Source organism: Streptomyces pratensis (genome assembly GCF_016804005.1).
In the GTDB taxonomy this organism is placed as follows: Bacteria; Actinomycetota; Actinomycetes; order Streptomycetales; family Streptomycetaceae; genus Streptomyces; species Streptomyces pratensis_A.
The window spans coordinates 5,222,617-5,247,247 of the sequence record NZ_CP051486.1; the positions used below are offsets into that span (position 1 = coordinate 5,222,617).

Here is a 24,631-nt window from a genome sequence, read left to right on the forward strand (position 1 = left end):
GGTCGTGGCAGACACCCGCGCCTTCGATCGGCGGTACGAAACGGACCGACGTCACTCGTTCGGCCGTACGTAGACAGTCTGTCCGAAGACCACCGTGCGCAGGCACACCGGGAGCCCCGCCCCGGGGGTGAGATCGGGCAGGCCAGGGGTGCCGGAGCGGGGGTCGGTCGACCATCGCGCCACCCGGTCGTCGGGGGCCTGTACCAGCAGTTCGCCGGTACGCCAGACGGCGTAGTCGGCCGGGGCCCCGGGTACGAGCACACCTCCGTCGTCCCGCCCGACGGCACGCCAGCCGCCCCGCGTGTGGGCGGTGAAGCCGGCGCGCACGGAGACGCGGTGGTCCGGTGTGCGGTGGTGGGCCGCGGCCCGCACGGTTCCCCAGGGGTCCAGTGGGGTCACCGGGCTGTCGGAGCCGAACGCGAGGGGCACGCCGGCGCGCAGCAGGGCCGCGTAAGGGTTCAGGGTCGCGGCGCGTTCCGCGCCCAGGCGCCGGGCGTACATTCCTTCGGTGCCGCCCCAGGCCGCGTCGAAGGCCGGCTGTACGGAGGCGGTGAGACCCAGCTCGGCGAAGGCCGCGATCGTCTCCGGGGTGAGCATCTCGGCGTGTTCCACCCGGTGCCTGGCGGCCCGGACGCGGGCGAGTCCGAGGGTTTCGGAGGCGGCCCGCACGCCTGCCACCACTGCGGAGACCGCCGCGTCACCGATGGCGTGGAAGCCCGCCTGGAGCCCTGCCTCCGTGCACGCCGTCACGTGTGCGGCGATCCGCGCGGCGTCGAGCCGGCCCGTGCCGGTGTGCGGGGCGTCGGCGTACGGATCGTGCAGGAGGGCGGTGTGCGAACCCAGGGACCCGTCGACGAAGAGGTCACCGGCCGCACCGATGGCACCGAGCTCGCGGATCCGGCGGGCGCCCTTCGCGTCCTCGACGGGCTCGGCCCAGTAACCGAAGACCCGGGGGCCGGGCTGCTCGGAGGCGAGCTTCAGCAACCCGACGAAGTCCTCCTCGTCCGAGATCTCGGGACCCGCGCACTCGTGCACGGTGCCGATCCCGAGCGAGGCCGCGTGCGCGAGGGCGGCACGTTGGGCCTGCGCCCGCTGCACCGGCGTGACGGCTGCGTGGGCGGCCGCCCGCACAGCGTGGTGGGCGTCGCCGGTCAGGGGGGCGTCGGGGTGATAGCCGGCCAGCGAGGTGACGCCCGGGACGAGGTCCAGGAGCGCCGTGGTCACGACGGCGGAGTGGACGTCCACCCGGGGCAGGTAGACGGCCCTGCCGCCCGCCGCCTCGTCGAGCTCACCACGCGACGGAGGCCGCTGCTCGGGCCAGCGGGCCGCGTCCCAGCCGTGGCCGAGGATCACTCCGCCTCCCCCACGGCTGTTCGCGAACGCACGTACGAGTCCGAGGGCTTCCGTGAGCGTGCGCGCTCCGGAGAGGTCCAGCCCGGTGAGCGCGAGTCCGGTCGATGTGGTGTGGACGTGGGAGTCAGTGAAGGCCGGGGTGACCAGGGCCCCTTCCAGGTCGACCACCTCGTCGACACCGCTCGCGAAAGCGTCGGCCGCCCCCTCCGAGCCCACCCAGGCGACATGGCCGCGTTCGACGACCATCGCGGTGGCGAACGGATCGGCGGGGCTGTGGACGTCTCCACCGCGCAGCAGCACGGTGCGGTGTTCGCTCTGGGGGGCGGTGCTCTCGGTCATGGGACCAGTCTCGCGCCTGCCGGGACCGGTGCGACCCCCGCCCCCCTCCGCGACGGAGGCGGAAGGCCTCAGATGCGCGGGGGCCGAGCCTCGTAGGGAGTGGAGAGGACGACGGTCGTACGGGTTGACACTCCGGCCAGCGTACGGATCCGGGTGAGCAGGTGCTCGAGCTCCAGGGGGCTGGAGACCCGCACCTTGAGGATGTAGTTCTCGTCCCCGGCGACGCTGTGGCACGCCTCGAGCTCCGGCACACCGGCGAGACGTTCGGCGATGTCGTCGGGTGCGCTCGGGTCGAAGGGTTTCACCGAGATGAACGCGGTGAGGGGCAGGCCGACGGCCTCGGGGTCGACGACCGCGGCGTAGCCCCGGATCACCCCGCGCTGCTCCAGCCGGCGGACACGCTGATGAACGGCCGAGGTGGACAGGCCGGTGGCCTTGCCCAGGTCGGTGTAGCTCATCCGCCCGTCCTTGACGAGCAACTCCACAATCTGACGGTCCAGCTCCTCCATACGGATCAATCTATGGCCCCGGGTCCCTCCAGGCACAGTCACGGGAGCCCCGGAAGGGCACGTTCGAGGGGCATGTGACGAATGCCACAGGTTTACGGGTGGGTAGCCGACGGCCTCGCGATTACGGCCGACTTCCGGCGGGAAGTGCTTGCTGTGGCCGAGGCCGTGGCGCCTCACCGGCCGACCCGAGGGGGGAAAGACCCATGCAGAGCCTGAAGCTCACCGGACGTACCGAACCGGAACCCGACGAATACGCCGCATACGCCGATCCGGACGAGGACACCGTCCTCGACGCGTACGACACATTCGAGATGTACCGGGTGATCTGCCCTGACTGCGCCCAGCCGATCGCCCTGCTGGCGGACGAGGACGTACTTCCCGAGCACGCGCTGTGCCCCACGCCGTGGAATCCGTTCGTGCTCACCGTCTGCCCGGGCACCAACCGCGACGCCTCCCGGGCCCTGCCGGCCGACGAGTCGCTCGAGGCCCAGGAGCAGGAGACCGCACTGCTGTTGACGCTCCCTCAGGGGCTCGACTGGCGGATGCAGCCCTTCTCGCACGCCGGTGGTCCTGGCTCGCGCCCCTTGAGGTACGTGCCTCAGACGCGGCGTCACGCCGCCTGACGTCCCCGCGCCCGAGGGCGCGCCCCTGCACGCACCACGACGGCCGGTCCGGCGTGGTGCGGACAGTCCACCGGACGGCCGGTGGCCGCGGCACCCGAGGAACGGGCGCGCGAATCGGCCGGACAGTGGCCCGACGCCCGTCATCCGCGTTGGCTCTGCATCAGCACGCTGCGTTCAACGGCCGCCCCCGCCCGCCGCCGTCTCGCCGCGCCTGGACCTGCACCTGCACGCGGAAGGTCGGCTTCTCGGACCGGACCGCCGCCCCTGGAGGCCACGGGCAGTCCGTACCGCACACCACCGATCCGCCCGTCCACCTGGCCGTGCCGCGCCTTCGGGAGGGCCCGGGCCGGACCCTGCCGGGCCGCCATGACCTGGAGTGGAACAGGATCATGACGACACCGGCCCGCCCGGGTCAGCGCGTCTCGGGACCCGCGAGGTGACGGGCGATGACCATGCGCTGGATCTGATTGGTGCCCTCGACGATCTGGAGCACCTTGGCCTCGCGCATCAGCCGCTCGACCGGGAAGTCGAGCGTGTAGCCGTACCCCCCGAGGACCTGGACCGCGTCGGTGGTCACCTGCATGGCCGCATCGGTGCAGAACAGTTTCGCCATCGCCGCCTGCCGCGAGAACGGCAGACCGGCGTCGCGGAGCCGTGCCGCTTCCAGGTAGAGCGCCCGGCCGGCCTCGATCCGGGTGGCCATGTCGGCGAGCATGAAGCGCAGCCCCTGGAAGTCCGCGACGGGCCGTCCGAACTGCCGCCGGTCGGTGGCGTATCCGACCGCCTCGTCCAGGGCCGCCTGTGCGACGCCGACGGCGCAGGCGGCGATTCCCAGCCGGCCCGAGTCGAGCGCGGACAGGGCGATGGCGAAGCCCTGCCCTTCGTCACCGATGCGGCGGTCACCGGAGATCCGTACGCCGTCGAAGTGCAGCTGGGCGGTGGGCGAGCCCTTCATGCCCATCTTCTTCTCGGGCAGGGCCGCGTCGAGGCCCTCGGCGTCACCGGGGACGAGGAAGGCGGTGATACCGCGCGGGCCCTCCTGCCCGGTGCGGGCCAGCACCGTGTAGAAGTCGGCGATGCCGCCGTGTGTGATCCATGCCTTGGTCCCGGTGAGGACCCAGTCCTCACCGTCCTTCACGGCCTTGGTGCGGAGCGAGGCGGCGTCGGAGCCCGAGGCCGGTTCGGAGAGGCAGTAGGCGCCGAGCAGGCCGCCTGCGAGCATCGAGGGGAGATGCGCGGCCCGCTGCTCCTCTGTGCCGTATCCCGCGAGTGCGTGGCAGGCCAGCGAATGGACGCTCACGCCGAGGCCGACGGTGAGCCGGGCGGCCGCGAGCTCTTCGAGGACCTGGAGATAGACCTCGTACGGCTGGTCACCGCCACCGTGTGCGGAGTCGTACGGCAGTCCGAGCAGACCGGCTTCGGACAGCAGGGTGAAGACCGGACGCGGGAAGGAGCCCGCTTCCTCCTCCTCCGCCGCCCGGGGAGCGATCTCCTTCGACACGATGTCGCGTACGAGCTCGACGAGCTGCCGGGACTCCTCGGTGGGCAGACGGCGTTCCACCGGCTGCGGGGCACGGTCGGACATGACGGCGCTCTCCTCCCTGTCGGGCGTGACGACGGTCGCGCGCGGGGTGTGCGCGGCGCCGCCGGGTGGTCCCGGGCGATGCCCGGAAATCTACGGCTCCACAGCCGATCCTGCCTTCCCGGATCACGGGAGGCGCTGGCCAGCGGCTGTGGCGCGTTGAGTATGCCCGATCGGAGCGCATGCGTCACCGGGTACTGACGGCCTTGATCAGGGAAATTGGTCCGAACCATTGACCCAACTGGTCTAGTCCTTCTACGGTCTCCCCCGATGCCTCATCGCGTCCATGCCAATCGCGAACGACCGTGCACGCCAGTCACGGACAGTCCGTCCGCGCCGGCCACGGACGGACGGGGCAGGCACCCCCCACACCAAGCCCTCCCCCACGAGGAGCCACAATGACCGGACTTCACCGTCCTCGCGCCCGCCTCCGGGCGCTCGCCGCCACCCTCTGCACGGCCGCACTCGGAGCCGCTCTCCTCGGCGTCGCCGGCACGTCGTCCGCGGGTGCGGCCTCAGCCGCTTCCGACGCCTCCGCACCGACCGCCAGCGAGGCCGCCCCCACGGCGGCCGGCGGCAAGGTGGTCGGATACTTCACCAACTGGGGTGTGTACCAGCGCGATTACCACGTCAAGAACATCGAGACGTCGGGCTCGGCGGACAAGCTGACACACATCAACTACGCCTTCGGCAACGTCCAGGGCGGCAAGTGCACGATCGGGGACAGCTACGCCGACTACGAGAAGGCCTACACGGCCGACCAGTCGGTGGACGGCGTCGCGGACACCTGGGACCAGGAACTGCGCGGCAACTTCAACCAGTTGCGCAAGCTGAAGAAGCTGCACCCCGATCTGAAGGTCATCTGGTCCTTCGGCGGCTGGAGTTGGTCCGGCGGCTTCGCCGAGGCCGCTCAGAACCCCGCCGCCTTCGCCGAGTCCTGCTACGGCCTGGTCGAGGACCCGCGCTGGGCTGATGTGTTCGACGGGATCGACATCGACTGGGAGTACCCGAACGCCTGCGGCCTGACCTGCGACACCAGTGGCCGCGACGCGTACGGCGACCTGCTGTCCGCGCTGCGGACGAAGTTCGGCACCGGCAATCTGATCACCTCGGCCATCACCGCGGACGGGTCCGACGGCGGCAAGATCGACGCGGTGGACTACGCGGGGGCGGCGCAGTACCTCGACTGGTACAACCCGATGACCTACGACTTCTTCGGCGCGTTCGCGGCGCAGGGTCCGACGGCTCCGCACTCACCGCTGACCTCCTACCCGGGCATCCCGACGGAGGGCTTCAACAGCGACGCGGCGATCTCCAAGCTCAAGGGACTGGGCGTCCCGGCGGAGAAGCTGCTGCTGGGCATCGGCTTCTACGGCCGTGGCTGGACCGGCGTGACCCGGTCCGAACCGGGCGGCACGGCGACCGGGGCGGCCCCGGGGACGTACGAGGCGGGCATCGAGGACTACAAGGTCCTGAAGAACAGCTGTCCCGCGACGGGCACCGTTGCCGGCACGGCGTACGCCCACTGCGGCAGCAACTGGTGGAGCTACGACACCCCGGCGACCATCGCCACGAAGATGGACTACAAGAACCAGCAGGGGCTGGGCGGCACCTTCTTCTGGGAGCTGAGCGGCGACACGACGGACGGTGAGCTCATCCGGGCCATCAACTAGCCCTCGCGGGGTACACGCACCGCAGGGCGGGTCAGGGGTGGGGTGCCGGGCGGGCGCCTCACCCCACCCGTCGTGAGCGGTTGCCGCGGGTCACATGAGTCCCGCCTGGGTGACGAACACGGCGAGGAGGACGACGAGCGTCCAGCCCAGGACGTGCTCCAGGATCTTCGGGCCGTCCTCGGGTCCGCCGGTGCGGGCGCGGGAGTGGGTCCGGTTCTCGGCTGTGGTCGCGGTCATGGCATCTCGCTCGGTCGTTCGGCATGGACGTCCCCCCGTGACCCGACCACATTGCCGGAGGATGCGGGAGATGCGGTAGAGATCCGGGTCACAGCGGCCGACGGGCCGTAGGGGCGAGTGAGGGCACGCATCCCCGCTGCTGCCGGGGACACGCGTACGGATGGGCCCAGGACGGGTCGGCCCGCTGTGCGCCACACCACACCGTCCCGCACGTCCGGCAGCGGGTTCCTCGTCGCCCCGGTGCGCTTCGCGGGTCACTCCGACACCGGTCATCCTGCCGATGTCCTGCCGGGGAGAGGAGCCCCACGCTTCGTGGCATGAATCCCCCAGGCGTGGCGGGCGCGGAATCCCGCTTCACAGTGCGCAGGATCAGGACTCTGCTGGTGGTACTCGTCTCGGTGGTGGCGGCGGCGATGCTCGCCGCCGCGCCGGCACGGGCGGAGACCGGCTTCCACGAGGTACCGCACTTCGGCAGCAATCCGGGCAACCTGAGGATGTTCGCGTACGTCCCGGAGACGGCGCGGTCCGGCGCCCCGCTCGTGGTCCTCTTCCACGGCTGCGGCGGCTCCGCCCAGAACCTCGACGTCAACACCGGCTGGCGCAAGTACGCCGACGCGTACGGCTTCACCCTCGTCCTCCCCGAGCAGAAGGACGAGAACGTCGGCTCCGGCGGCATCGTGCCGCACAAGTGCTTCAGCGCGTGGAACCCCGCCGACCGCACCCATGACGGCCAGGGCGAGGCCCGCTCGGTGGTCCAGATGGTCGACTTCATGAAGGCGAACCACTCCGCCGACGCCGACCGGGTCTACGCAACCGGATACTCCGGTGGCGGCGCGGCGACCAACGTGATGCTGGCGGCCCATCCCGAGGTGTTCAAGGCGGGCGCCGTCTTCTTCGGCATGGCGTACGGATGTGCCGACAACGAGGAGGACTACTTCCGCACCGGTTCGCTCGCCCCCTGCCCCGGCCGGTACAACCTCGTCGCCCCGGAGGAGTGGGGCGACAGGATCCGCAGCGCCCACCCAGGTCACACCGGCGAGCGGCCGCGTGTGCAGATCTGGCACGGCGGCTCCGACCTGCTGATCAACAAGAAGTCACTGGAGAAGCAACGCGACGGCTGGACGGACGTGTTCGGCATCCCGCAGACTCCGTCGTCCACCTCGCGCCCCGCCGTCGGCGTCACGAAGCAGGTGTACGGCGGCGGGCAGGTCGAGACGTATCTGATCGACGCGATGGGTCACGAGGCACCGGTCGACCCCGGTACGGGTATCGACCGGTGCGGCACCGCGGGCCAGGGCCACGACTCCCTCTGCGGTCCGTACTACGCGGCCCGGTTCTTCGGCCTGGGCGGCTGAGGGCGGGAGCACCGCAGGAGTGCCGGCACCTCTGCGTCGCCGGGACGCGGGAGTGCCGGGCGGTGGGGGTGCCGGGCGGTGGGGGTGCCGGGCGGTGGGGGTGCCGGGCGGTGGGGGTGCCGGGCGGTGGGGGTGCCGGGCGGTGGGGGTGCCGGGCGGTGGGGGTGCCGGGCGGTGGGGGTGCCGGGCCTGCCCGCTCCCCCATCGCCCGGCCGCAGGCCGTGATCGCCCCATGTCTCGGGGGGAGTGCCGCACAGCCGGAACGTATGCGGGCCGGAATTCCCCGACCGATTCCGTGGAAACCTGCCGTTGATGCTGGAATCCAACAGGGCGACAGGAATGCGCGGGGAATTCCGATACGGGACGGAAAACAGCCCCGCACCGGGTCGCGCGCAGGGGTACGAAGCCCCCCTTGGCGGCCCGAAGGACCGGAGGCAGCCCGATCACCACGCGGCGACCTCCCGCGGCAACCCTGGCGGACCGGCGCGACTGATGGCCGCGGCCGACCGCCGAACGGCTGGCGTCCGACACCGCCGGGCGTGCTCACGACGCTGGCGGAGGAGGTGGGCAGCGTCTTCCCGCCGGACGCCGGATCAGGCAAGGCAGCTCCTGACGGCCCGTCTGCGTGCCTACGTCAACGAGAACCTCTACGACCGGGGCCTGTCACCGGAGAGCATCGCCGCACGCCACCACATCTCGGTGCGCTAACTGCACAAGATGTTCGACGGTGAGGGCGTCACCGTCAGCCGCTGGATACAGCACCGACGGCTGGAGGAGACCCTGCGTGAGCTGAGCCGCCGGGGCGGGGTGTCCCGGCCTGCCGTGGCCGTGGTGGGCAAGCGCTGGGGTTACGGCAATGCGGCGCACTTCAGCCGGAGTTTCCCTGCGGCGTACGGCATCTCCCCCAGCAACCGGACCGACAGGCCCGTCCGCCCGTCCTGAGGGGCCGTCACCCGGGCGGCCCGGGCTCCCGGGCCTCCGGGCCTCCGGGCTGAAACCTCACGGCTCGACGGGGTCCGTCGTCACCGGTGCGGCGCTCCGCCAGCGGCCGGGCGGATGGCCGTACACCGACTTGAAGGCCCGGCTGAAATGTGCCGGGCTGTGGAACCCCCAGCGCGACGAAACCGCCGAGACGGTGGCGCTGACGCTCCCGCGCCGGGCCAGCTCCTTCGCGCATTCCTCGACTCGGCACCGCTGGATGAGCCGGCTCACCGTGACGGCCTCGTCCTCGAAGAGGCGGTGGAGGTACGGACGGAGACGCGGTGGGCGGCGGCGACGGTCTCGGGGCCGAGGCCGGGGTCACCGAGGCGGCTGTCGCTGTGGCGGGCCCGGGCGGGAACTCCCGGCAGCGGGGCGTGTGGGGCACGGTGGCCCCCGGGAGGCGGGCCGGCCGCCCGACGGGGCCACACAACTTTTACAGGCGCGTAGAAGCATAGAGTTGCCCCTGCGGCCGGGGCGTGCCCCGCCCGCAGGGGCCTGGCTCGCCCCGGGAGAGCGGGCCGAGCCAGGCCTCGATCGAGCTCCTGAGCCGGCCCGTACCGCTCATGACGTCGGCGTTCACCTCCGCGGTGGTCCGCCGGTGCGGGGCGGACGGTCCGCCCGTGGCGCACCGGTGCGCTCGGTGGCCGGGAACCCGATTTTGGTCAGAATCGTTCTGTGTACGCACGCCTAGTCGAGGAGTCATAGCTTGTCCGCCAGTTCGACGGACCCTTCGGGATGCAGTCCGCTGCCGTCCCACCCAGCAGTTCCTGAGCACGGCACGTGGCGAGGTGGTGCCGGATGAGCGCCGCGCAGGCCTGGCTGGGGGTGCTGTCCGTGTTCGTGCTGACGGCCGGGACGGGCTACTTCGTCGCCCAGGAGTTCGCGTACGTCTCCGCCGACCGGCTCGCCCTCGCCCGTGAGGCCGAGGCAGGCGACAGGAAGGCCGCCCGCGCGCTGAAGGTGCTGGGGCGCTTGTCGTTCATGCTTTCGGGTGCGCAGCTGGGCATCACGGTGACCGGCCTGGTCGTCGGCTTCATCGCCGAACCGTCCGTCTCCGCGCTGCTCAGGCCCGTCCTGACCGGCCTCGGTATCCCCGACGGCGCCGTGAGCGGCATCTCCGTGGTGCTCGCCTTCGTCCTGGCCACCGTGGTGCAGATGGTGCTGGGTGAACTGGCCCCGAAGAACCTCGCGATCGCCGTCCCGGAGAGACTGGCGAAGGCGCTGGCCGGCTCCACACTGGCGTATCTCAAGGTCGTCGGCCCGCTGGTGCGGATCTTCGACGGTTCGGCGAACAGACTGCTGCGGAAGGTCGGCATCGAGCCCGTCGAGGAGCTTCACCACGGTGCCACGCTGGAGGAGCTCGGGCACCTGATCGGTGAGTCCCACGAGCAGGGGCAGCTGCCGCGCGGTACCGCGGAGCTGCTCGACCACGCCCTGGAGTTCTCGGAGCGGACCCTGCACGAGGTGATGGTGCCGCGCGCCGACGCCGTCTTCGTCCGCAAGGACGCCACCGCGGCCGAGGCGATCGGTCTGATCGGCAAGCACGGCCACTCCAACTACCCGGTGCTGGGCGACCACCCGGACGACGTCGCAGGCGTGCTGGGGGTGCGGGAGCTGATGGGGCTGCCCGCCGGGCGGCTCACCGACACCGCCGGTGCTGTGGCACGCGATGCGCTGCTGCTGCCGGACACCCTGCCGCTGCCGGGTGCCGTGGAACGGATGCGGGAGCGGGACGACGAGTTCGCCGTGGTCCTGGACGAGCACGGCGGCGTCGCCGGTGTCGTCACCTACGAGGACATCGCCGAGGAGCTCGTGGGTGACATCGCCGACGAGTCGGACAGGGTGACCGAGGTGGCTGTCGCGGACGGCGACGGATGGATCGTGGCCGCCGGACGCCGCCTGGACGAAGTGGCCGAGACCACCGGGATCGAGCTGCCCGCCGAGGAGGACTACGACACCGTGGCCGGCCTGATCATCGACCGGCTGGGACGCTTCCCGGCCATCGGCGACCGCCTCACCGTGGAGCTGCGTGACGGCACGGTCGCGGCGATCGACGTACGCGCCCTCGACCGGCACGTGCCGGAGCGCATCCGGATCGAGCGTCTGGCGGAGAAGCCGGAGGAGCAGGCATGAGTTTCCCGATCGCGGTTCTCGTCACCGTGCTGCTGCTGATCGGCAGCGGGTTCTTCGTCGCAGCCGAGTTCGCACTGGTCGCCGCCAAGCGGCACCGGATGGAGAAGGCCGTGGCCGAGGGGCAGCGCGGCGCCAAGGCGGCGCTGGCCGGTATGCGCGAGCTGTCCTTGATGCTGGCCGGCGCCCAGCTCGGCATCACGGTGTGCACGCTGGGCCTGGGGTCGGTGTCAAAGCCGGCGATCTCGCACGAGCTGGACCCGCTGCTGCACAAGCTGGGACTTCCCAGCGCGCTCAGTTACGGCGTCGCCTTCGCAGTGGCGATGATCGTGGTGGTGTTCCTGCACATGGTTCTCGGCGAGATGGCTCCCAAGTCCTGGGCCATCGCCCACCCCGAACGCTCCGCGATGGTTCTCTCCCCGCCCTTCCGGAGCGTGGTGAAGACCGTACGCCCGCTGATCTGGGTCCTGAACAGGATGAGCAACAGCCTGGTGCGGATGTGCCGGGTCGTCCCGCGCGACGAGCTGACCTCGGTCCACAACCGCGAGCAGCTGACCCACCTGGTGGAGGAGTCCGAGCGGCTCGGCCTGATCAGCGAGACCGACTCCGACCTGCTGACCCGCTCGCTGACCGAGCCGGAGACCCCGGTGCGGGAACTGCAGATCGCGGCAGCCGACATCTCCGCCGTCGACGGCGACGCGGACGTGGAACAGATCCTGCGGCTGGCTGCGGACACCGACCGCACCCGGCTGCTGGTCCGTCTGCACGGGAGTGTCCTCGGGTCGCTGCACGCACGTGACGTCCTCGTCGCACGCGCCCAGGGCCGGACGTCGCGCGCCCGTGAACTGGCCCGGCCCGTACCCGAGCTGACCGAGGACGCCACGGTCGCCGAGGCGATCGAGCTGCTGCGCAGGCGCCGGGCCTCGATCGCCGTCGTCCGGGACGCCTCGGGGCAGCTCACCGGCATGGTGAGCCTGGACGACCTGCTGGCCCGATTCCTGCAGCCCCAGGGCGTTTAGGGGCGCGGCGCGGGCGCCACGGCGGCTGCCGTGGCGCCCGCGCCGCGCCCCGGCCGGCACCACCTCCGGTCGGGCACCACCTCCGGTCGGGCACCGCCGTGGTCACAGCTGGGCAAGGCCCTGGATCCGGACCGGTGCCACCGTGGTCCGGGACCGGCAACACCGCAGTCCCGGCCGGCACCGCGACGGTTACGGCCGGTCCGCATGACGGCCGGTCCGCATGACGGCCGTGGCGGTACGTCGCAGCGCCACCTCCATGACGGCGCCTCCTCGCCCGCCCCATCGGGATCCAGCAGCTCGGCAGCGGTCATCCGGCATGGACTGCACGCACGGGAGCCGGGTGGGCGATGGCCCGCCCCGCCGTCGTGCAGTTCCCTCAGCAGCGCGCTGCCCGCGTTTCCGGCGGCACCGGTCAGGAGGACCATGCCCCTCCCGGCGGAGCGGACTCAGGAGCGGGCTATCAGGGCGGCGAGGGCGGCACGTGAGGCGACGTCGGTCTTGCGGTAGACGCGGGAGAGATGGGTCTCGACGGTGCGCGGACTGAGGAAGAGCCTCTCCGCGATCGCCTGGTTGGTGAGGCCCTCGGCGACCAGCTCGGCGACCTCCCGTTCGCGTGCTGTCAACGAGACCAGCCACTGCGGGGCATCGGAGCCCACCGGAGGTACGGGCTGCTGCGCCATCGCCGCCAGTCCGACCAACAGGTGCGCGCCCCCGGTCGTGGCGAGCCGGAGGCCCTTCTCCCGCGCCGCCGCACCGCGCTGCGGGGACCCGGCAGCCGTGAGGACCGGGGCGGCGAGCAAAAGCGAGCGCGCCTCCCAGTAGACCGCACCGCACCGTGCGCATTCCTCGGCAGCCTCGGAGAGCAGGGCCGCCGCCGTGACCGGGTCTCCGGCGTGCAGCGAGAGCTGTGCCGCGCTCCGCATGGCGGAGGCGCGCTGTACGGGCAGGCCGAGCCGGCCGGCCTCCTCCCGCGCACGCTCGGCCCAGGCGGAGGCGGAATCGACGTCGCCCGTGAACAGGGCCGCGGTGACGAGAAGTTCCAGGAACAGGGGACGCATCGAAGGCTGCAGGCCGTTCAGGTCGTCGCCGCCCGCCCGCAGGAGGGCGTCCCTGGCACGGTGCGGGTCACCGCCCGTGAGCGCGGCGTAGCCGAGCATGCACCAGGCCATGGACGCACGCCAGTTGTCGCTCGGCCCCATGCAGGCCACCGCCTCCTCGGCGACGGCCAGCGCCTCCGGGGCGCCGGGCACGGACGCGACCAGCAGGACCTGCGCCTTGTTGGCCAGGACGAAGGCGAGCAGCTCGCTGCTTCCGATTCCCCGAGCGATGTCCTCCGCCTCATCGGCCAGCTGCCGTGCCGACGGCAGTCGGCACGTCTGGATGCGGACGTGTGCCTTGCACAGCAACAGAAGCGGCAGGAGGTACACCTGCCCGCTGCGCCTGGCGATCACGAGTCCCCGGTCGGCGTGGCGTTCGGCGTCGGCGAAGCGGCCCAGGAACGCCTCCGACCAGCCGAGTCTGGCCAGGGGCTCGCACAGCGCTGTGAGGTCGTCGTCGGGCAGGCCGTCCACCAGCGCCGCGGCCCGCTCGGCGAACCCGGCCGCGGTGTCCGCGCCCTCGTAGGCCTCGCCGAAGGCGGCGAGCGCCAGGGCACCCGCCTCACCGGGTTCGTCCATGCGGGAACGGGCGTCCGCGAGGGTCTGCGCGATCTCACCCCGTACCTGCGGATAGGGGGTGTTGTGCGGTGCGGAGGAGCCCAGTTCGAGCCCGATCGACACCCTGTCGGACAGCGACGGCCCCGGCTGCCTGTTCAGCTCTCGGCGCAGCAGGGCGATCGCCTCGGGATACCTGCCGAGGTGCCGCTCCACCAGGGCGCACAGCACGACCGCCGACGTCCTGACGCCCGCCTCGTCCGGACCTGACGTGCCGATCACCTGGTGCAGCAGCTCCCTGCTCTCCCGCAGGCCGCCGGAGACACCGAGCGCACGGGCGCGCCTCAGCATCAGCCGGCGTCGTTCCGGCGCGTGCTCAGCGGTGTCGGGGAGGAGCCGGAGCACGACCTCCAGCCAGTGTGCGCAGCTCGTCGGAGCGGTCGACGCGGTCTGCTCGGCTGCCAGCTCCAGTACGGCTGTCGCCCGGGGGTCCCAGGCGGTCACCGAACGTTCGATGTGCTGGGCCTGCTCGACGGCGGGGGCACCGGCGCGGGCCAGCTCGGCGGCCGCCCTCCGATGGATCCGGACACGCTGCCGCTCGGCAGTGGACTCATGGACCAGGGAACGTATCACCGGGTGTCGTAGCGTCAGCCGGCCGCCGGTGCCGACGCGCACGAGGTCGCGCCGCATCAGGGCGTCCAGATCGTCGTCGAGCTCGGCTTCGGTGCGGTCCGCCGTCGCGGCGGTCACCGGCGGTGTCGCGTTGTCGCCGAGCACGGCGATCACCTCCAGGGTCCGGCGCTGCGGCGGGGTGAGCGGCGTCAGCTCGTTCAGCAACAGCGATCCGAGGCCGGTCGGCAGCCCGCCGGAGCTGTCCCCGGTCGAGGCCGGGGCGGATACGCCGCTGAGCTCGGCGCCCTCGCCGTGGGCCTGCAGGAGGGCGAGGAAGTACAGGGGGTTGCCCTCGCTGGCGGTGTAGAGCTGTGCGGCCCTGTCACGTGGCAGGCCGGGGGCGAGTCCTTCGGTGCATTCCTGTTCCGCGAGCGGCTTCAGGCCGATCCGGGCCACTGCGCCGGTGTCGAGTCCTCGGGTGAGCGCCACGGTGAGCGCGGAGGGGGTCTGACGGTCGCGATGGGCGACGACGAGGACGACCGGGCCAGGTACGGGGTGCCGGACAAGGTGGTCCAGGAGCTCCAGCGACGCCGGGTCCGCCCAGTGCATGTCGTCCAGCGCGACCACCAGACCCGCCTCGCCGAGCTGCGCCAGCAGCCCCGCCGCCGAGCGGTGGAGGGCGAAGCGGTCGACGGCGGGCCTGTTCGCCACCTGGGAAGGCCCGGTGGCCGGCGCGTCGCGAGTCGGCGAGAGGATGTGGAGCAGTTCAGGCGCGGCACGCAGGGCGCGGTCGTCCAGGTCGGCGAACGCGTCGGCGAACGGCTGGAAAGGGAGGTGCTGTTCGTACTCGGTGGCCCGGCCGCGCAGTACCGTAGCTCCGCGCTCGCGGGCACGGAGGCATAACTCCCCCACCAGTCGGCTCTTGCCTATTCCCGCCGCACCGGTGACGTCGACGACCGCCGGGCTTCCCCGTCCCAGCCGGTCGATCACCGTGTCCAGCTGCGCGAGTTCGGCCGTGCGACCGACGAACGGTCTCCCGGCGGCGCGACGCGACGCGGCGGTGTGCGCCGCTCCCGATCTGTTCCCTCTGGCCAACTCCACGGCAATGTCTACCACGTCGAACTGACAGCTGTGGGGGCCGTGGCGCCCGGTACGGGAAGTACGGCCGCCGGGCATGGACGCGGGGAACGCCCCACGGCTCGGCAGCGGCCGGGCACCTCAGTCGAGCAGGGCCCTGATCAGGTCCGTCGCCCGGCCGGCAAGGCCGAAGGCCAGTGGGGAGAAGGGCATCGTGAAGAGGAGGAAGTATATGTAGCCGTTACCGGTGTTCCAGCTGGCGTGCCGTGCGCAGGCGAACAGCCAGATCGACAGGGTGAGGAGCGGAGCGAAGAGCAGCCAGGCGATGGTCATCCACAACGCCACTGCGCCGCCCGACAGTTCGTGTGCCTCTCCTCCCGCCGTCCGCACCTCCACGATGCTGCCGGGCCCGCGCTTCCTGTCGGCCCTGTGCAGAGTCATGTCTCCCTGCGGCTTCATCTCCCGCTGCGGATCTGAACGCGGTGTGTACAGGCCCTCGCAGGCGTAGCCGGCGGGAGAGCCGTCCGCGGTGCTCGCGTCGTAGCACTCGGTGATCCTCATGACACCGTCCACGGGACCGACACCCACCACGGCCGCCGGATGAGGGCCGGGGAACCACCGGAACACGCACCCGGCGACGGCGAGGCTCACCGCCCCTCCGGCAACCGCTGCACTCCGGGCCCGCCGCCCCACCTTCCTCACCACCCGGCTCTCCCTCTTTCCCTCCGCAGCCGGTCGCGCGCGCCGCCACACCACCCGGCCGCCCACGCCCCCGAGCCGGTCCGATCACCAGCCTTTCGTCCCGTGCTGTGGCGCGCATCCGTGGTTTCCCGTACATCCGGTACGTACAACGGACCGGGCACAGGTCTACGCGGGAGCCGGGGCCAGGGCAGGGGGCGGGGCCCTTGCGGCTCACCCCGGCAGGCGGCGCCTTCGGCTCGGTGCCCGGCGTGGTCCCGCTCAGCGCCGCCACGGCAATCGGCGTCTCCGCGAGGAGGCGTTCACGAGGGCGGCTTCCGCTGTGGCGAGACCGTTGCGGCTGACAAGGGTGTCGGGGTGGTCGGGGCCGAGGACGCGTTCGCGGTCCGCGAGGTTCCTTCGATGGAGATCTGCGGCCTGCTCGTACTCCCCCAGCCCACTCAGACTGCTGGCGAGGCCGTTGCGACTGGCCAGGGCGTGGGGGTGGTGGGGACCGAGTACGCGTTCGGTGTCGGTGAGGTTCCGCCGGTGGAGATCTGCGGCTTGCCCGTACTCCCCCAGCCCGCTCAGACAGTTGGCGAGACTGTGACGGCTGGCCAGGGTGTGGGGGTGCTCGGGGCCCAGGATCCGTTCGCGGTCGGCGAGGTTCCGCCGGTCGAGGTGGGCGGCCTGCTCGTACTCCCCAAGCCCGCTCAGACAGTTGGCGAGGCTGTTGCGGCTGGCCAGGGTGTGGGGGTGCTCGGGGCCCAGGATGCGTTCGCGGTCGGCGAGGTTCCTTCGATGGAGGTCCGCGGCCTGCTCGTACTCCCCCAGCCCGCTCAGACTGCTCGCGAGGTTGTTGCGGGTGGTGAGCGTCTGAGGGTGCTCGGGGCCGAGGATCCGTTCGCGGTCCGCGAGGTTCCTTCGATGGAGGTCCGCGGCCTGCTCGTACTCCCCCAGCCCGCTCAGACTGCTCGCGAGATTGCCACGGCTGGTGAGGGTGTGGGGGTGTTCGGGACCGAAGGCGCGCTCCGTTTCGGTGAGGTTCCGCCGGTGGAGACCGACGGCTTCCTGGTACTCCCCCAGGCTGCTGAGGCTGCTCGCGAGATTGTTGCGGCTGGCCAGGGTCTGGTGGTGCTCGGCGCCGAAGAGACGTTCACGGTCGGCCAGGTCCTGCCGGTGGAGATCGGCGGCCTGCTGCCACTCCCCCTGGCTGTCCAGACCGATGGCGAGGTTGTTGCGGCTGGTGAGGGTGTCGAGGTGTTCGGGACCGAGGTGGAGGATCACAGCGTCCAGAACATGACGTCGCAGGAGCAGTTGCTCGGAAGCCGCTCCGGCGGCGTGGAGCGCGGCGGCGAGCTCGTCGAGGGTGTCGCGGGCCGTGATGAAGTTCTGTGGTGTGGCACGGTCGAGGTGAGGGAGGAGGTGGGGGGCGAGCAGGCGCGCGGTGGGCCATCCGGCTCGGCCGGGCATGCCGGTCGTGGTGGCCACGGCTTCGGCGAGGTGGTGGTCGATCGCGTTCAGCCAGGTTTCTCGCGGCTGTGGGCCGGCGAGTGTGTGGGCGATGACCTCCCTGACCAGCGGATGCAGTTGCACGTGTCCCGCCGAGGACTCCGGGGACTCTCCGCCGGCGGGCTGGGGGGTGTTGACGAGCCCGTACTGGTGCAGCCCGGCGAGAGCCGCGTCGACGGTGGCGGCGGTCGCGGGGAGCCCGGTGGCCTCGGTGACGAGCGTGTGGGTGATCAGGGTGCGGGGGATCGGGGACGGTTCGAGGAGCCCGAGGAGCTGGAGGACCGGCCGGGCGAGCGTGTAGCCGTCCTGGTGGAGCTGGTCGAGCGACAGGTCCCAGGTGTGGCGCACCATCTGCCGCGCGATCTCCGGATCGCCTGCGGCTGCCGGGTGTTCGGCGCCCAGGAGGTCGTCGAACTCCGCGTCCAGCGCTCGCCGGTAGGCGGCGAAGGTACGGTGCCGGCTGGTGGGTACCGCCAGGTAGGTGCCTGCCGCGTTCAGGGCGAGCGGGAACCCGCCCAGCCGCACGGCCAGCGCTTCGGCCTCCGCCTCGGGGCCTGCGTGAGGTGCGGCGTCCATGAGCACCTTCGCGCCTGCTTCGTCGGCCAGCGGTTCCAGGGGTACGAGAACGCTGTCAGGTCCCCAGGTCTGGCGGCCGGCGTCACGGCTGGTGACCAGGAGGACTCCGGAGCCGTGCGGACGTAGCCAGCCCCGGTAGGCCGCGATCGGCTCGGGGCCCGGTCCGACAAGGGCCGGGGTGTCGACGTTGTCGACGACGATGAGCCAGCCGGACACGGTGGCCAGGTGCTCCCAGACGGCATCGACGAGCGAGGCCCTCCCCGTACGGGCCTCTTCGAGGCGGTTCTCGGGCATGCCGAGGACGTGGGCGGCATGGGTGAGGTCCTGGGCGAGCTGAGCAGGATCGTCCCGCCACCGGATCCACAGCACGGCCCGGCCCGCCCTCCGGGCTTCGAAGGCCGCCCGGGCGGCGACCGTGGTCTTTCCGAGCCCCCCGGCCCCGTGGACCACCGCCATCCCGCCTCCCGGCCCCCGCACCAGCCGGCCGATCCGCTCCAGCTCCGCGTCGCGCCCCCGCACCGGTGCGGACATGGCCGGGGGATTCATGGAATGACTGCCGACGGCGGCGATACGGGCCAGGGCCGCCGGGGGCCGGCCCCCGCCCTCCGTCGCAACGGCCAGGCGCCGCTCCCAGAGAAGCAGGCCGATGGATGCGACGGCGAGGGCGCCGAAGACGGACCACACGACGGGGTTGTTCTCGGCCCACCCGGGTGGGTTCGCTGTGACGTAGTTCGTCACCATCGCGATCAGTACGGTGACCACCGCCGAGCCGCCCGACACCACGGACCCGATGCGTACCGCACGCCTGCTGCCTGCCAACCCACGCCCCCTGTGACCCTGTTCAGGACCACATCATGCGGCCGCCGCAGAAGCCACGACGTGAGATCCGGCCTATCCGGTACCGGCCCGTGACACAGCCCCGGCCGGACGTTCCGCCATCGGCGACCCGGCCGTTTCGCTCACGCCGCGGGCTTCCTGCCCGGACGCAACTGACGTCCTCGGGAGAAGCCGGCCGGACGACCGGCCGGCCCCGGTACGGCAGAAGGCGTCAGGGCCAGGCGCAGGAGTGGCCGGGACACGCTGGTGCCGGGCCGCGCGAGAGCCCCTGACGTGCTGCCCGCGATGGGCTTCACCGCAGGTGAACGGTTACGGCGTAAGGGTCTCGTCAAAGACACGCCAATGGCCGTAAGGGACCTGTCAACGGAAGGCAAGTACCTCCGGAAAGGGGGTTTGCTCAAGAGGTCCGAGTTCCCGTATCTCACCTAGGAGCACACGATGGCCGACGTGGCCTTCGTCGTCACCACGATCGCGGTCTTCGCGCTGGTGGCTCTTGTCGCCAGGGGGGTGGCCAAGCTGTGACCGCCGAAAACATCGTCGGCCTCGTCGTGGCCGTCGCCCTGCTGGGCTATCTCGTCGTCGCCCTTATTTTCCCCGAGAGGTTCTGAGCCCGATATGAGCCCCGTCCTCGCTGGTGTGCTCCAGGTTCTCGCGCTCGTTGTGGCGCTGGGACTGGCATACCGTCCGCTCGGCGACTACATGGCCCACGTCTATTCTTCCCCGAAGCACCTTCGGGTGGAGAAGTGGATGTACAAGGCCGTCGGCGCCGACCCGAACACGGAGATGCGCTGGCCCGCGTATCTTCGCGGTGTGCTCGCGTTCTCCGCGGCAAGCGTTCTCTTCCTTTATCTGCTGCAGCGGCTGCAGGGATTCCTGCCGGGTTCGCTCGGTTTCTCGTCCATCGGCCCGGACCAGGCGTTCAACACGGCGGCATCGTTCGTCGCCAACACCAACTGGCAGTCCTACTACGGCGAACAGGCCATGGGCCACGTCGTGCAGACCGGCGGCCTCGCGGTCCAGAACTTCGTCTCGGCCGCCGTCGGCATCGCCGTCGCCGTCGCCCTGGTACGCGGCTTCGCCCGCTCCCGCACCGGTGAGCTGGGCAACTTCTGGTCCGACCTGGTGCGCGGCACCGTACGGATCCTGATCCCCATCTCGGTCATCGGCGCCCTCGTGCTGGTTGCGTGCGGTGTCATCCAGAACTTCTCCGGCATCCATCCGGTCGGACAGTTCATGGGCGGCTCCCAGGAGTGGAACGGGGGCGCGGTCGCGTCTCAAGAGGTGATCAAGGAACTGGGGACGAACGGCGGGGGCTACTTCAACGCCAACTCCTCCCACCCCTTCGAGAATCCCAACGGACTGTCGAACCTCTTCGAGATCTTCCTGATCCTCGTCATCCCGTTCGCTCTCACCCGCACGTTCGGCCGAATGGTCGGAAACCTGCGCCAGGGCTACGCGATCCTGGGGACCATGGGATTCATCTGGCTCGGTTTCACCGCGCTGATGATGTGGACCGAATTCTCCCACCACGGACCCGCATTCGACATCGCCGGCGGGGCGATGGAAGGCAAGGAGACCCGGTTCGGAATCGGCGGCTCGTCCATCTTCGCAGTCGCCACGACACTGACATCGACCGGTGCGGTGAACTCTTTCCATTCATCGTTCACGGGCTTCGGTGGCGGCATCACGATGCTCGGCATGCAACTGGGTGAGATCGCTCCCGGTGGCACCGGTTCAGGTCTTTACGGAATGCTGATCATGGCTGTCATCGCCGTCTTCATCGCCGGCCTGATGGTCGGCCGCACTCCGGAATACCTGGGGAAGAAGATCGGCACCCGGGAGATCAAGCTCGCAGCTTGCTACATCCTGATCACGCCGGCTCTGGTGCTGTGCTTCACGGGCGCCGCGATGGCTCTGCCCACCCCTGCCGATTCGATGACGAATACAGGTGCTCACGGCTTCTCGGAGATTCTCTACGCCTACACCTCCGGCGCGAACAACAACGGCTCGGCATTCGCGGGCCTCAACGCGGACACCCAGTGGTTCAACACGACCATCGGGCTGGCCATGCTGCTGGGCCGGTTCCTCCCGATGGTGTTCGTCCTGGCACTGGCCGGCTCACTGGCCGCGCAGAAGCCCGTACCGGCGACGGCAGGAACGCTGGGTACGCACAAACCGCTCTTCAGCGGAATGCTGGTCGGCACGATCCTGATCATCACCGGCCTGACCTACTTCCCCGCACTCGCTCTGGGACCGCTGGCCGAAGGGCTGGCGTCATGAGCAATCGTCTGAAGCAAGAGGACTCGATGTCCACTGTCACCGGCACGCGGTCGCCGCACCATGACACTCCCACGGGCCACCAGGGCGAGGGGCGCGTAGGCGGGGGGCTGTTCGACCCCGGCCAACTCGTCAGGTCGTTCCCTGACGCCGTACGCAAGCTGCACCCCCGGGTGATGGTCAAGTCACCGGTCATGTTCGTGGTGCTGATCGGGTCGGTACTCACCACCGTGCTCGCGGTGCTGGATCCGACCGACTGGTTCGGCTGGGCCATCACGGCGTGGCTGTGGCTCACGACGGTCTTCGCCAATCTGGCGGAGGCGGTCGCCGAGGGCCGTGGCAAGGCTCAGGCCGACACGCTGCGCAAGGCCAAGACCGACACCGTGGCCCGCCGTGTCATCGGCAGGAACGAGGAGCGGGTCTCCGGCACGGACCTCCGGATCGGAGACCTGGTCGTCTGCGAGGCCGGAGACGTCATCCCGGGCGACGGGGATGTCGTGGAGGGCGTGGCCTCGGTCGACGAGTCCGCGATCACGGGTGAGTCCGCACCGGTCATCCGCGAGTCGGGCGGTGACCGCTCGGCGGTGACCGGCGGTACGAAGGTGCTCTCCGACCGCGTCGTCGTGAAGATCACCACCAAGCCGGGCGAGACCTTCATCGACCGGATGATCGCCCTGGTGGAGGGCGCCGCCCGGCAGAAGACCCCCAACGAGATCGCCCTGAACATCCTCCTGGCGTCCCTCACCGTCGTCTTCCTGCTCGCCGTCGTCACCCTGCAGCCCTTCGCGGTCTACGCCGGCGAGAAGCAGTCGCTGATCGTGCTGACCGCCCTCCTGGTCTGCCTGATCCCGACCACGATCGGGGCGCTGTTGTCCGCCATCGGGATCGCGGGCATGGACCGTCTGGTGCAGCGCAACGTCCTGGCGATGTCGGGGCGCGCCGTCGAGGCCGCCGGTGACGTCTCGACCCTGCTGCTCGACAAGACCGGCACCATCACCCTCGGCAACCGGCAGGCCGCCGACTTCCTCCCGGTGAGGGGCACCACGGAGGCCGAACTCGCGGACGCCGCCCAGCTCTCCTCCCTGGCCGACGAGACGCCCGAGGGACGGTCCGTCGTCGTGCTGGCCAAGGAGAAGTACGGGCTGCGTGAACGGCACCAGGGCGAGCTGTCGGCCGCGGAGTGGGTGGCGTTCACCGCGCAGACCCGTATGTCAGGTGTCGACCTCACCGAGAACGGCACCGCGCGCCGGATCCGCAAGGGTGCCTCGGGATCCGTGCTCGCCTGGGTCCGCGACCGAGGTGGTTCCATCGCCGAGGACGCCGGCCGGCTGACCGACGCGATCTCGGAGGCCGGCGGCACGCCGCTGCTGGTCGCCGTTGAGGACACGAGGGGTGCCCGGGTCCTGGGTGTCATCCACCTGAAGGACGTCGTCAAGGACGGGATGCGGGAGCGGTTCGACGAACTGCGCCGCATGGGCATCAAGACGATCATGATCACGGGTGACAACCCGCTGACCGCCAAGGCCATCGCCGAGGAGGCGGGCGTCGACGACTTCCTCGCCGAGGCCACCCCCGAGGACAAGATGGCCCTCATCAAGCGGGAACAGGCGGGCGGCAAGCTCGTCGCGATGACGGGAGACGGCACCAACGACGCACCCGCCCTCGCCCAGGCGGATGTCGGCGTGGCGATGAACACCGGCACCTCGGCCGCCAAGGAGGCCGGGAACATGGTCGACCTGGACTCCAACCCCACCAAACTCATCGAGATCGTCGAGATCGGCAAGCAGCTCCTCATCACCCGGGGCGCCCTGACCACCTTCTCCATCGCCAACGACGTCGCGAAGTACTTCGCGATCATCCCGGCCATGTTCACGGTGGCCTACCCGGGGCTCGACAAACTGAACATCATGGGGCTGGCGTCCCCGGAGTCCGCGATCCTGTCCGCGGTCATCTTCAACGCGCTGATCATCGTCGCGCTGGTGCCCCTCGCCCTGAAGGGCGTGCGCTACCGCCCCAGCAGTGCCGACTCCATGCTCCGGCGCAACCTCGGGATCTACGGACTCGGCGGCCTGATCGCCCCGTTCATCGGCATCAAGATCATCGACCTTCTCATCTCCCTCATCCCAGGAATCGGCTGACCTGCCATGAACAACTCCATAGGAAACTCTGCACGCGTGTTCGGGGCGGGGCTGCGCGCCCTGCTCGTCCTCACCTTGATCTGCGGCGTCGTCTATCCGCTCGTCGTGACCGGGGTCGCCCAGGGGCTCATGCCGGACCGCGCCAACGGCTCCGAGATCACGTCGAACGGCAAGGTCGTCGGCTCGGAGCTCATCGGTCAGCGCTACGACCTGCCGCTCGAGGAGGGCCAGGAAACCGCCGCCCCCGATCTCAAGTGGTTCCAGCCGCGCCCCTCCAACGGCCTCGGCACCAACAGCGTCAACACCCGGTACGAACTGATCCTCTCCGGTGCGACCAACCGCTCCGGAGACAACCAGGAACTCATCGACTGGGTCACCGACGCCAAGGCCGCGGTGGTCAAGGACAACTCCGTCCCCGGCCACCCCGTCCTCCCGTCCCAGGTGCCGGCCGACGCAGTCACGTCCTCGGGCTCCGGCCTCGACCCGGACATCTCGCCGGATTACGCACAGCTCCAGGTGCGCCGCGTGGCCGAGCGCAACGACCTCGACGCGGGACAGGTCGAGAAGCTGGTCGACCAGCACACCGAGGGCCGGACCCTCGGATTCATGGGAGAGCCGAGGGTCAACGTCCTCCAGCTCAACATCGCGCTCAAGGATCTCGTCGAGCAGTGACCGAGTTACAGCAGTGGGCGGGAGCCACGACCGGGAGCGCATGCCCCGGATGCCCGGTTCCCGCCCCGGCCCCCGGTCGCTCGGGCTCGCGTACGACAGGAAAGGCGGCACGCCGATGACCCGGGTGCTGGTGGTGGATGACGAACCACGGCTCGTCCGTGCCATCTCGATGAATCTGCGCGCCCGTGGATACGACGTGGAATCCGCACCCGACGGGAGCACCGCGCTGCGGCTCGCTGCCGAGCGGCCTCCTGACGCCGTCCTCCTGGACCTCGGGCTGCCGGACATGGACGGCATCGAGGTCCTGCCGGTGCTACGGCGATGGTCCCGGGCGCCGATCCTCGTCGTCTCCGCGCGCAGCGCGTCCCACGACAAGATCAGAGTGCTCGACGCGGGTGCCGACGACTACATCACCAAACCGTTCAGCATGGACGAACTCCTCGCCCGTCTGAGGGTCGCCACCCGGCGGACAGGGGCCGTTTCCTCTGCCGGTGGCACCGGGAACGTCACCACCGAGGGGTTCGTCCTCGACCTGGCCGCGAAGGAAGCCAGGCGTGACGGACACACCGTACGGCTCACCCCGACCGAGTGGCAGTTGGTGGAGATCCTGATCCGCAACAGCGGGAGGCTCGTCAGCCGGCGCCGGCTGCTGGATGAGGTGTGGGGGCCCGACCTCCGGACAGACAGCAACTACCTCCGCGTCTACATGGCCCAGTTGCGGCGCAAGCTCGAACCCGACCCCGCGCACCCCCGTCACTTCATCACCGCCCCTGGCATGGGATACCGCTTCGAGGCATGA

Annotated in this window: 18 protein-coding genes and 1 pseudogene; 11 read left to right on the top strand and 8 right to left on the bottom strand. The window is 70.7% G+C overall.

Going from position 1 to position 24,631, the window contains the following annotated elements; genetic code table 11:
* Window positions 1-51: 51 nt before the first annotated feature.
* Together HED23_RS21240 and HED23_RS21245 are read right to left on the bottom strand one after the other, a co-directional pair.
* Window positions 52-1,692, bottom strand: a complete 1,641-nt coding sequence (locus tag HED23_RS21240; RefSeq protein ID WP_203184974.1) for an amidohydrolase — start codon at window positions 1,690-1,692, stop codon at window positions 52-54.
* Window positions 1,693-1,760: 68 nt separating this feature from the next.
* A complete protein-coding gene (locus tag HED23_RS21245; protein ID WP_033304241.1) occupies window positions 1,761-2,201 on the bottom strand; it encodes an Lrp/AsnC family transcriptional regulator in 441 nt (146 codons plus the stop codon).
* A 203-nt stretch (window positions 2,202-2,404) separates the two neighbouring features.
* Here HED23_RS21245 and HED23_RS21250 point away from each other — a divergent pair, with 203 nt between their 5' ends.
* The gene (locus HED23_RS21250) at window positions 2,405-2,824 is read left to right on the top strand and encodes a hypothetical protein (RefSeq protein ID WP_203184975.1); all 420 of its coding nucleotides are present in this window, start codon (window positions 2,405-2,407) and stop codon (window positions 2,822-2,824) included.
* Between the two features lie 412 nt (window positions 2,825-3,236).
* On the opposite strand, the gene HED23_RS21255 is transcribed toward HED23_RS21250, so the two are convergent.
* A complete protein-coding gene (locus HED23_RS21255) occupies window positions 3,237-4,409 on the bottom strand; it encodes an acyl-CoA dehydrogenase family protein (RefSeq protein WP_203184976.1) in 1,173 nt (390 codons plus the stop codon).
* A 395-nt stretch (window positions 4,410-4,804) separates the two neighbouring features.
* Here HED23_RS21255 and HED23_RS21260 point away from each other — a divergent pair, with 395 nt between their 5' ends.
* A complete protein-coding gene (locus HED23_RS21260) occupies window positions 4,805-6,079 on the top strand; it encodes a glycoside hydrolase family 18 protein (protein WP_203184977.1) in 1,275 nt (424 codons plus the stop codon).
* 90 nt (window positions 6,080-6,169) lie between these two features.
* Here HED23_RS21260 and HED23_RS21265 read toward each other — a convergent pair whose 3' ends face one another.
* Window positions 6,170-6,316: an SCO1431 family membrane protein gene (locus HED23_RS21265; RefSeq protein ID WP_203184978.1), complete on the bottom strand. Its 147-nt coding sequence runs from the start codon at window positions 6,314-6,316 to the stop codon at window positions 6,170-6,172.
* Window positions 6,317-6,633: 317 nt separating this feature from the next.
* Here HED23_RS21265 and HED23_RS21270 point away from each other — a divergent pair, with 317 nt between their 5' ends.
* Both HED23_RS21270 and HED23_RS35385 read left to right on the top strand, forming a co-directional pair.
* Window positions 6,634-7,671 carry an alpha/beta hydrolase family esterase gene (locus HED23_RS21270; RefSeq protein WP_203184979.1) on the top strand — a complete coding sequence of 346 codons (1,038 nt, stop codon included), beginning with the start codon at window positions 6,634-6,636 and terminating at the stop codon, window positions 7,669-7,671.
* Window positions 7,672-8,388: 717 nt separating this feature from the next.
* On the top strand, window positions 8,389-8,613 hold the full coding sequence (locus HED23_RS35385) for a helix-turn-helix domain-containing protein (RefSeq protein WP_238442069.1): 225 nt from the start codon (window positions 8,389-8,391) through the stop codon (window positions 8,611-8,613).
* 57 nt (window positions 8,614-8,670) lie between these two features.
* Here the strand turns inward: HED23_RS35385 and HED23_RS21280 are convergent.
* Window positions 8,671-8,996: pseudogene (locus HED23_RS21280) on the bottom strand (helix-turn-helix domain-containing protein); the annotation flags it as partial.
* A gap of 454 nt (window positions 8,997-9,450) precedes the next feature.
* Here HED23_RS21280 and HED23_RS21285 point away from each other — a divergent pair.
* Together HED23_RS21285 and HED23_RS21290 are read left to right on the top strand one after the other, a co-directional pair.
* On the top strand, window positions 9,451-10,785 hold the full coding sequence (locus HED23_RS21285; RefSeq protein ID WP_203184980.1) for a hemolysin family protein: 1,335 nt from the start codon (window positions 9,451-9,453) through the stop codon (window positions 10,783-10,785).
* Window positions 10,782-11,801, top strand: coding sequence for a hemolysin family protein (locus HED23_RS21290; protein WP_203184981.1), 1,020 nt, complete (start codon window positions 10,782-10,784; stop codon window positions 11,799-11,801). Before HED23_RS21285 ends, HED23_RS21290 begins: the two co-directional genes overlap by 4 nt.
* Window positions 11,802-12,247: 446 nt before the next feature.
* On the opposite strand, the gene HED23_RS21295 is transcribed toward HED23_RS21290, so the two are convergent.
* The 3 genes from HED23_RS21295 to fxsT form a co-directional block, all read right to left on the bottom strand.
* Window positions 12,248-15,241 (bottom strand): ATP-binding protein, encoded by a 2,994-nt coding sequence (locus HED23_RS21295; RefSeq protein ID WP_203184982.1) that lies wholly within the window; start codon window positions 15,239-15,241, stop codon window positions 12,248-12,250.
* Window positions 15,242-15,283: 42 nt separating this feature from the next.
* A complete protein-coding gene (locus tag HED23_RS21300) occupies window positions 15,284-15,703 on the bottom strand; it encodes a hypothetical protein (RefSeq protein ID WP_203184983.1) in 420 nt (139 codons plus the stop codon).
* A 399-nt stretch (window positions 15,704-16,102) separates the two neighbouring features.
* The gene (fxsT, locus tag HED23_RS35740) at window positions 16,103-18,727 is read right to left on the bottom strand and encodes an FxSxx-COOH system tetratricopeptide repeat protein (RefSeq protein WP_203184984.1); all 2,625 of its coding nucleotides are present in this window, start codon (window positions 18,725-18,727) and stop codon (window positions 16,103-16,105) included.
* A gap of 536 nt (window positions 18,728-19,263) precedes the next feature.
* On the opposite strand from fxsT, the gene kdpF reads away from it, so the two are divergent.
* From kdpF to HED23_RS21330, 5 genes are all read left to right on the top strand, one after another.
* Window positions 19,264-19,353 carry a K(+)-transporting ATPase subunit F gene (gene kdpF / locus HED23_RS21310; RefSeq protein WP_203184985.1) on the top strand — a complete coding sequence of 30 codons (90 nt, stop codon included), beginning with the start codon at window positions 19,264-19,266 and terminating at the stop codon, window positions 19,351-19,353.
* 7 nt (window positions 19,354-19,360) lie between these two features.
* A complete protein-coding gene (gene kdpA / locus HED23_RS21315) occupies window positions 19,361-21,025 on the top strand; it encodes a potassium-transporting ATPase subunit KdpA (RefSeq protein ID WP_203184986.1) in 1,665 nt (554 codons plus the stop codon).
* Window positions 21,026-21,051: 26 nt separating this feature from the next.
* The gene (kdpB, locus tag HED23_RS21320) at window positions 21,052-23,160 is read left to right on the top strand and encodes a potassium-transporting ATPase subunit KdpB (RefSeq protein WP_203187582.1); all 2,109 of its coding nucleotides are present in this window, start codon (window positions 21,052-21,054) and stop codon (window positions 23,158-23,160) included.
* A 6-nt stretch (window positions 23,161-23,166) separates the two neighbouring features.
* Window positions 23,167-23,832 (top strand): potassium-transporting ATPase subunit C, encoded by a 666-nt coding sequence (locus tag HED23_RS21325; protein WP_203184987.1) that lies wholly within the window; start codon window positions 23,167-23,169, stop codon window positions 23,830-23,832.
* 115 nt (window positions 23,833-23,947) lie between these two features.
* Window positions 23,948-24,631 carry a response regulator transcription factor gene (locus HED23_RS21330; protein WP_203187583.1) on the top strand — a complete coding sequence of 228 codons (684 nt, stop codon included), beginning with the start codon at window positions 23,948-23,950 and terminating at the stop codon, window positions 24,629-24,631.